Below are 6,290 nucleotides of genomic sequence, written 5' to 3' on the forward strand. Positions count from 1 at the left end.
GATTAGTTGAGGCTGACGTCTGTCTCCGGAGTTTTTCGGGCGTTGTTCCTGAGGTTGGCGAAAGGCAGAGCTCCTCCGTAGAGCTCTTTGAACTCGTCGATCAGGTCCTGCTCGGCCTCACCCGCGTCGTCCTCGGCCGTCGGCCGCCAGGCGACGAGCAGTGCGTCCGAGTCGGCCAGCTGCCAGATGTAGCGTCCGCCCCAGTGGCCGGCCAGCAGACCGGTGCCGTGGCGGCGGTAGTCGGCAAGCCGCTGATTCAGTCCGTCCTGACCCGCGGCCTTGCCGATGTACACGACCGTTGCCCCGTCCACCCAGGCATCGCCGAGCTTGTCGGCGGGCACGGACGGGTCGCGGCCCTTGAGGTGTCCGGCGGGGCTGGTGGGGAGGAACGACGGGGGCGAGGTGTCTGTGCGGATCACCACGTAGATTCCGTGCCCGGTGGGGACGTTGCTGCCTGGCAGTTCACGGAACGGCACGAAGCCGTGGAAGCCACGTGCAGTCAGGGTCTTCAGTGTCAGCTCTAGTGTCGGGCTCATGCCAGGCATCGTGCCAGGCGTATCTGACAGTCCTCGGCGGTAGGTGTTGTATCGCAGCCGAGCGGGGGCAGGTCGTTGACCTGCCCCCGCTCGGGCTCGGTGAGATTGGTTCTAGTGCTGGGCCTTCTTGCGGTGGACGCGGATGCTGGCGGGGGCGCCAAGGTAGTTGCAGTCCGCCCCGGGACACCGCTCCCAGTTGCCGGTCTCGACAGCCGCCTCGCGGACGCCGTTGTCGGGCCCGAACCCGTGGTGTGCGATGAGTCGGGCGACGGAGTTGTCGTATCGGGCCGCCAGGAGGGCGGCCTCTGCGATCTTGTCGTGTCCCTGGGAGAAGAAGGAGCCGAGGCCGACCTCGGTCCCACATCCGCACCAACAAGTACCCGTCGGCATCAGCCGCGTTTCGCTCTTCGTCATGACTTCAAGGTACTCCTTCTAGGAGTTGTGTCAAGAAAGAGTTTCTAGAAATACCTCCTAGGGATCGCTGTTGTCGCGGTAAATGCCGGATTTACTGCGGCAGAGCCCCTACGGTGATCTTCGCGACCTGCGGCGGACCCTCCGGCCGGCGCAGGCCAGATGTACGCATTTACTGCGGCAGTGCCGAAGGGGTGGGCCGGACGTGACGATCGAACCAGTGACCGAAGTCGGGAACGGGGGCGCGCTCCGCCTCCCACACGCCCGGGTCGTACCCCTGTCCGCCTCGCCCGCCTCGTACACCGCGGCGGTCGAGCGGTATCTCACCGGTGCGGGCATCGTGAAGTCTTCCGCGCGGATCTACCGGATCTCGCTGACTGCGTGGGGGTGGATGCTCGCCGGGGAACCGGCGCCGACCGGTCCGGCCCGCCGGGGTGCGAAGCCGCCCGTCTTCCCCGTCGCCACGATCGACGACCCGATGCTGCCAGGGGTCCTGGCGGAGCTGGCGGCGGCGCGGGCGGACGAGATGGACGCCGACACCGTCAACCGGGAGCTCTCCATCGCGCGCAAGGCGATCGGCTGGTGGCAGCGCCAGGGCTGGATCGACGGCGACCCGACGATCGGCATCGAGCGGCGGCCGGCACCACCGGACCGCACCAAGGCCCTGGCCGAGAACCAGATCGCCGCCCTGTGGCGGCTGGACGTCGCCCTGCGGGAGAAGACGTTCTGGAAGATGCTCTACGAGTCCGCCGCACGGGCCGATGAGGTGCTGTGCCTGAACGTGGAAGACCTCTACCCGCAGGACAAGCGCGGCAGGATCACCGCCAAGGGCGGGGCGACGGAATGGATTCACTGGCAGTCCGGCACCGCCCAGCTCCTGCCCCGACTGATTGCCCGGCGTACCCGCGGCCCGCTGTTCCTCACCGACCGCAAGGCCCCGGCCGGGACGCCGACGCTTGACGTATGCCCGGATACAGGCCGTGCCCGGCTCTCCTACCGCCGGGCTGAGGAAATCTTCGAGGAGAACACCCGCCTGCTGGCCAACCCGCTCGCCTCACCCGAGGACATCGAGGAACTGGACGGCTGGACCCTCCACCGGCTGCGGCACTCCGCGCTCACCCACGATGCGGAGGGCGGTACCTCCACCCCGATGCTGCTGGCCCGGTCCCGCCATGCCTCCGTCCGCTCCCTGCGGTATGCCCGCCCCGGTGTCGACGCCGTCGCCCGGCACGTCGCAGAGCGCGACCCCGCCGCACGTCGCCGGAACCGGTAGCGAGTGCGGCTCTACCTTGCACCGTGGGTCAGAGATAGGACACCGGAGCCGGGACGGTGCGGTCGAGGCGGCGCGGCAGGGGCCCGTCGTCTTCAACCTGCTCCACCACGGCGACAGCGACCTGACCAGCTGGGCCTACCAGCGGCGGACCGCCCTGGAGCACTGTTCGTCGACCACGGCCTGGCCGCGCCACTCACCCTGTGTCCGTCGACCACCGATCCGGCTGTCGCGGAGCAGTGGCTGGAGTGGACGGCGGCCGGGCTGGAGGGCCTGTGCTCCAAGAGGCTCGACGAGCCCTACCGGCCGGTGCGCTCGTGGAGGAAGTACAAGGTGCGGGTCAACACCGAGGCCATCGTGGGAGCGGTCACCGGCTCCCTGTCCTCTCCACGCACGGTCCTACTGAGCCGCTACGACCACGCCGGGCGCCTGCAAAACACCGGCCGCAGCACCACGCTGTCTCAAGCAGCCGGCCGCGGCCTGGCCGAGGACTCACTCCACCCGTAGCGGGGCACCCCTGGCAGGGCTGGACATCCAACGCGGGTGGGGGACGCAGCGCTCCCTGAACGTGCACCTGGTTCAGCCCGAAGTCGTCATGGAGGTGGCTGTCGACGTGGCGCGGGATGCGGCGGGGCGGTGGCGCCATCCCGCTCGGACACACCGCATCCGCACAGACGTCGCAGTGACCCAGGTGCCGCTCTTCGGTGAGTGACCGGCGCTGGCGTCGCTGTGGGAAGCTGGGCGCGGTCCGTGCCGAACGCAGTCGGCACGGACCGCCCAGGCGGGACGCAGTGTCCGAATCATTCGAACGTTTCCTTCCAAACGACTGCCGGATTTGGAGACAGTGGTGGAGCTGCCCGAGGAAGCGGTTGAGCAGGTGGCGCTGGGCGGCGTTGTGCCAGTCTCCGTGTTCGCGTCGGCGCCTGTAGTGGGCGTTGACTCCTGGTGAGACGATGAGGGATGAAAAGGCCCAGAGAAAGCCGGCGTGCATGAGCCGATTGTTCTTTACGAAGCGGCGGCCGACGAAGTGCTTCTTGCCGGAGGGCCGGGTGATCGGGGCCGAGCCAGCGTACGACTTCAGGACTCTCGCATAGGCGAATCGTGTCCGCTCGTCGCCGATTTCGGCGAGCAGCCGGGCTCCGAGCAGGAGGCCGAGGCCGGGGAAGCTGAGCAGGACCTCACTGTCGGCGTGCTCCTTGAAGGCGGCTTCGGCGGCCGTGATGAGGTCGTCCGCAGCCTGGCAGCGGCATCCAGCTGCTTGAGCAGCCGGCAGCTGCCGACCGAACGCGTCCTCGACGGCCGGGCGACGCCGGGCGTACTGGGAGCGGAAGATCTCCCACAGGGCGCGCGGTCTCGGTGTCGAAGCCGCGGGTGCGGCCGCTGCGCTTGAGGGCGGCGCGCAGCTGGGCAAGGGTGAGGCTCGCGGCCTTCGCCGGGGTCGGAGCGAGGGTCGGGACCACCCGGGCGTCTGCCCTGGTCAGGCCGCTCTCCTTGCCCTGGAAGGCGTATAGGGCGGCGGGGTAGTACTCGCGCGGCAGCCAGCGGACCCAGCCGGTGATGACCTGCCCCGGCTGCGCGGACGGTCGGGTGCCTGTGCGTGAACGCGGGGACTGCCGACGGTGCATGGGCCGCGTCGATTCGGAGTCCAGGTGCGTGTACTGCCTGCGCCGGGTGGAGCCTTCGCAGCCTGAGGAGTGACAGCGTCGTCCCACCATCGTTGAACAGCGCGACTCCATACCGGGCCCCGGGGATGCCTTCACTCCCCGGGGCCCGTGGTGTGTCCGGATGTGGGTCAGATCTCCCCGGCCGCGGTGGCGGTGAGCCAGCCGGCGGCTTCGGCGTCGGTCATCACCGGAATGGTCATGGTCCGTCGGGGGATTGCGCGGAGGGCGGGAGCGCCAGGTCGAGGAGGGCATTGAGGGTTTGGCGGTCGAGGCCGCTGTCGAGGTGGAGGGAACGTCGTAGAAGGTCTCCGACGTCCTTGGGATCGAGTCCGAAGCGCACACGAGCGTCCAGGCAGATCTCGCCGAAGAGTGCGGGGGCGAGTCGGGGCTCTCGCAGGATGTACCAGTCGATGAGGTGCACGACATCGCTCCGGATGTCGCCCAGGAAGACACCCTTGGAGTCGTCGAGGTCTTCGGCATCCCGGGCGAGTCCCCCGAGGACAGCTTCGACGATGGTGGTGCGCACGGCGTCGAGGGGGATGAAGCCGTTGGTGCCGTCGTTGATGGCGACGGCGGGCCACCAGGCCAGGTGCGCGGCCTGGTCCTCGCGCCTCGTAGTGCTGCCTCGGGTGAAGAGGCGGTTCTTTTTGGATTCCTCAGTGTCCTCGAGGCTGTCGGCGATGATCTTCGTGAGGCGGTTGTGGTCCTCGACCAAGCCCCGGGGCTGCTCGGTGCCGAATGCCGTCGTGGCGGACAACAGCTTCTCCGGGCCGTGGGTGCGGCGGTACTGCTCGGCCCAGTCACGGGCGACTGGTCGCGACCATCGTGGCCCCTCGGCCGTCTCGGCCTGGGGTGGGGGCAGGTCCTTGCGCCCGTGTTTCGGATGCGGCAGGTCCTCCAGCTTCAGTTCGGCGATCTGCGCCAGGCCGGCGCGGTCGACGAGACGGGCCGGGTCGAGTTCCGGTGCCTGGAGATCGACGGTGCACTGATCGAGCGGCCTGGAGCCGGGCGGGCGGTGGGAGGCCCACAGGGCGAGATGCTCTCGCCAGTGCGGCAGCGGTTCCTCCGGGGCCGTGAAGTCGGCGATCTTCACAACGCGCGCGGTGTGTGACGTCGCCGGGCGGGCCAGGATGTCGATGGCCGTGACGGTGACGGCGTCCGCCACCGGCCGCGCGTCGTAGCCCTCGTAGGCGCGGTCCACGACCTGCTGGGGCCGGTACCAGCGGGTCCCGTCCCACCAGTAGCCGCCGTGCCGGTACAGGAACCCGTTGTTCCCGTACATCCACTCGTGGTGCAGGCCGCTCATGTCTTTGTCGCGGATCAGGAGAACGGTCCGCCCATGCTCGGGGTGCTGATGGACCGCCCAGGCGTAGTCACGGTTCTTCGTCTCGGTGGTGAACGCCACCCATCCCCCACCGCGCAGTCGGTCCGTGCGCCCCCACAGCCCCTCACCCTGATTACGGCCCGTCCGCTCAATCGCGTCAGGATTGTCCAGGAGCAGCCGCTCGTCGTTGATGAACGGCAGGCCGGGCACCGGGTGATCGGTGCGTAACCCGTTGGCAACCGGTTGGATCATGCTCACGAAAGTGCCTTCCTTCTGCAGCTCTCGGGCCACCAGGGCGGATCGCACCCCGGCACGCCTGCTCCACCCCGCGGCATCGACCTCCGCCCCCAGCACCCCTCGCATCGCTGCCGGAATGCCGCTGATAGAGGAGCCGCCTGCTGATCCAATTCTGACGGCACCACCCGAGCGCGTCCGATGAATCACCGAACCCGCGCACGTGGGGCCAGATCCACCCGGCCACCGTGGTGGTGAGGAAATGCAGGTTGTGCATGTACAGCGCTTCTGACTGGAAGTCAATCTGGTTGACCGGACGCCGCCTGTTGGCGACGAGCCCCCGCGTTGCCCAGTTCGCGCAGTCCCTTGCTGCGGGTGTCCTCGTTCAGCGCGAAGGGGCCCTCGGTATCGCGCGGGCTGAATCACAAAGGGAACCTCTTCGCCGAGTCCTCCGTTCTTGCACAGCAGGGCCAGGAACATGGCCACGGCGGCGCCGGAGAGCACGGCGATGTGTCCGCGCGTCCAGAGTCGGTGATCAGCCGCCAGCCCTGGTCCCAGGCCGGGTGTGACGCGCGACGCCTTGCCGCCGATGTTCGGCGAGTAGACCACGGCATGGATCCTGCACGCGGTGCCTTGATCGGCAGGGCAACTTTCGTAGTCGTCTGGGACGGCCTTCCGAGGATCACAGACGGCCGCTGCCGCTGTCCGGGTTGCCCTGCGGACTGCTCTTGCCATACGAGCGACGTAAGACGCCAAGCTAAGACGGTGTCCTATGTGGTGATCGCTCGTTGGTCCGTTCATGGGGCGGGGTACGTGGAGTTGGATTGTTCCGGACGGCTTGTGGGAGCTCG

Annotated in this window: 5 protein-coding genes and 1 pseudogene; 2 read left to right on the top strand and 4 right to left on the bottom strand. The window is 68.5% G+C overall.

What is annotated here, in order from left to right; all coding sequences use genetic code 11:
- Window positions 1–2: 2 nt before the first annotated feature.
- Window positions 3–536: a hypothetical protein gene (locus ABTZ58_RS33705; protein WP_351365222.1), complete on the bottom strand. Its 534-nt coding sequence runs from the start codon at window positions 534–536 to the stop codon at window positions 3–5.
- Window positions 537–647: 111 nt separating this feature from the next.
- Window positions 648–950: a hypothetical protein gene (locus ABTZ58_RS33710; RefSeq protein WP_351365225.1), complete on the bottom strand. Its 303-nt coding sequence runs from the start codon at window positions 948–950 to the stop codon at window positions 648–650.
- Between the two features lie 217 nt (window positions 951–1,167).
- Between ABTZ58_RS33710 and ABTZ58_RS33715 the strand changes: the two genes are divergently transcribed.
- Entirely contained in the window at window positions 1,168–2,220 is a 1,053-nt protein-coding gene (locus ABTZ58_RS33715; RefSeq protein ID WP_351365228.1) for a tyrosine-type recombinase/integrase, read from the top strand.
- 330 nt (window positions 2,221–2,550) lie between these two features.
- Window positions 2,551–2,724, top strand: coding sequence for a hypothetical protein (locus tag ABTZ58_RS33720; protein ID WP_351365242.1), 174 nt, complete (start codon window positions 2,551–2,553; stop codon window positions 2,722–2,724).
- Between the two features lie 298 nt (window positions 2,725–3,022).
- On the opposite strand, the pseudogene ABTZ58_RS33725 reads toward ABTZ58_RS33720, so the two are convergent.
- Together ABTZ58_RS33725 and ABTZ58_RS33730 are read right to left on the bottom strand one after the other, a co-directional pair.
- A pseudogene (locus ABTZ58_RS33725) lies at window positions 3,023–3,764 on the bottom strand (transposase); the annotation flags it as partial.
- A 313-nt stretch (window positions 3,765–4,077) separates the two neighbouring features.
- A complete protein-coding gene (locus ABTZ58_RS33730; protein ID WP_351365239.1) occupies window positions 4,078–5,457 on the bottom strand; it encodes a hypothetical protein in 1,380 nt (459 codons plus the stop codon).
- Window positions 5,458–6,290: the final 833 nt, after the last annotated feature.

Origin of the sequence: Streptomyces sp. NPDC094143 (genome assembly GCF_040303825.1) — a bacterium.
Taxonomy (GTDB): domain Bacteria; phylum Actinomycetota; class Actinomycetes; order Streptomycetales; family Streptomycetaceae; genus Streptomyces.

Coding starts and splice junctions, on each gene's coding strand:
- ABTZ58_RS33730 (WP_351365239.1), bottom strand. CDS start 5,457: ATGATCCAACCGGTTGCCAACGGGTTACGCACCGATCACCCGGTGCCC.
- ABTZ58_RS33705 (WP_351365222.1), bottom strand. CDS start 536: ATGAGCCCGACACTAGAGCTGACACTGAAGACCCTGACTGCACGTGGC.
- ABTZ58_RS33710 (WP_351365225.1), bottom strand. CDS start 950: ATGACGAAGAGCGAAACGCGGCTGATGCCGACGGGTACTTGTTGGTGC.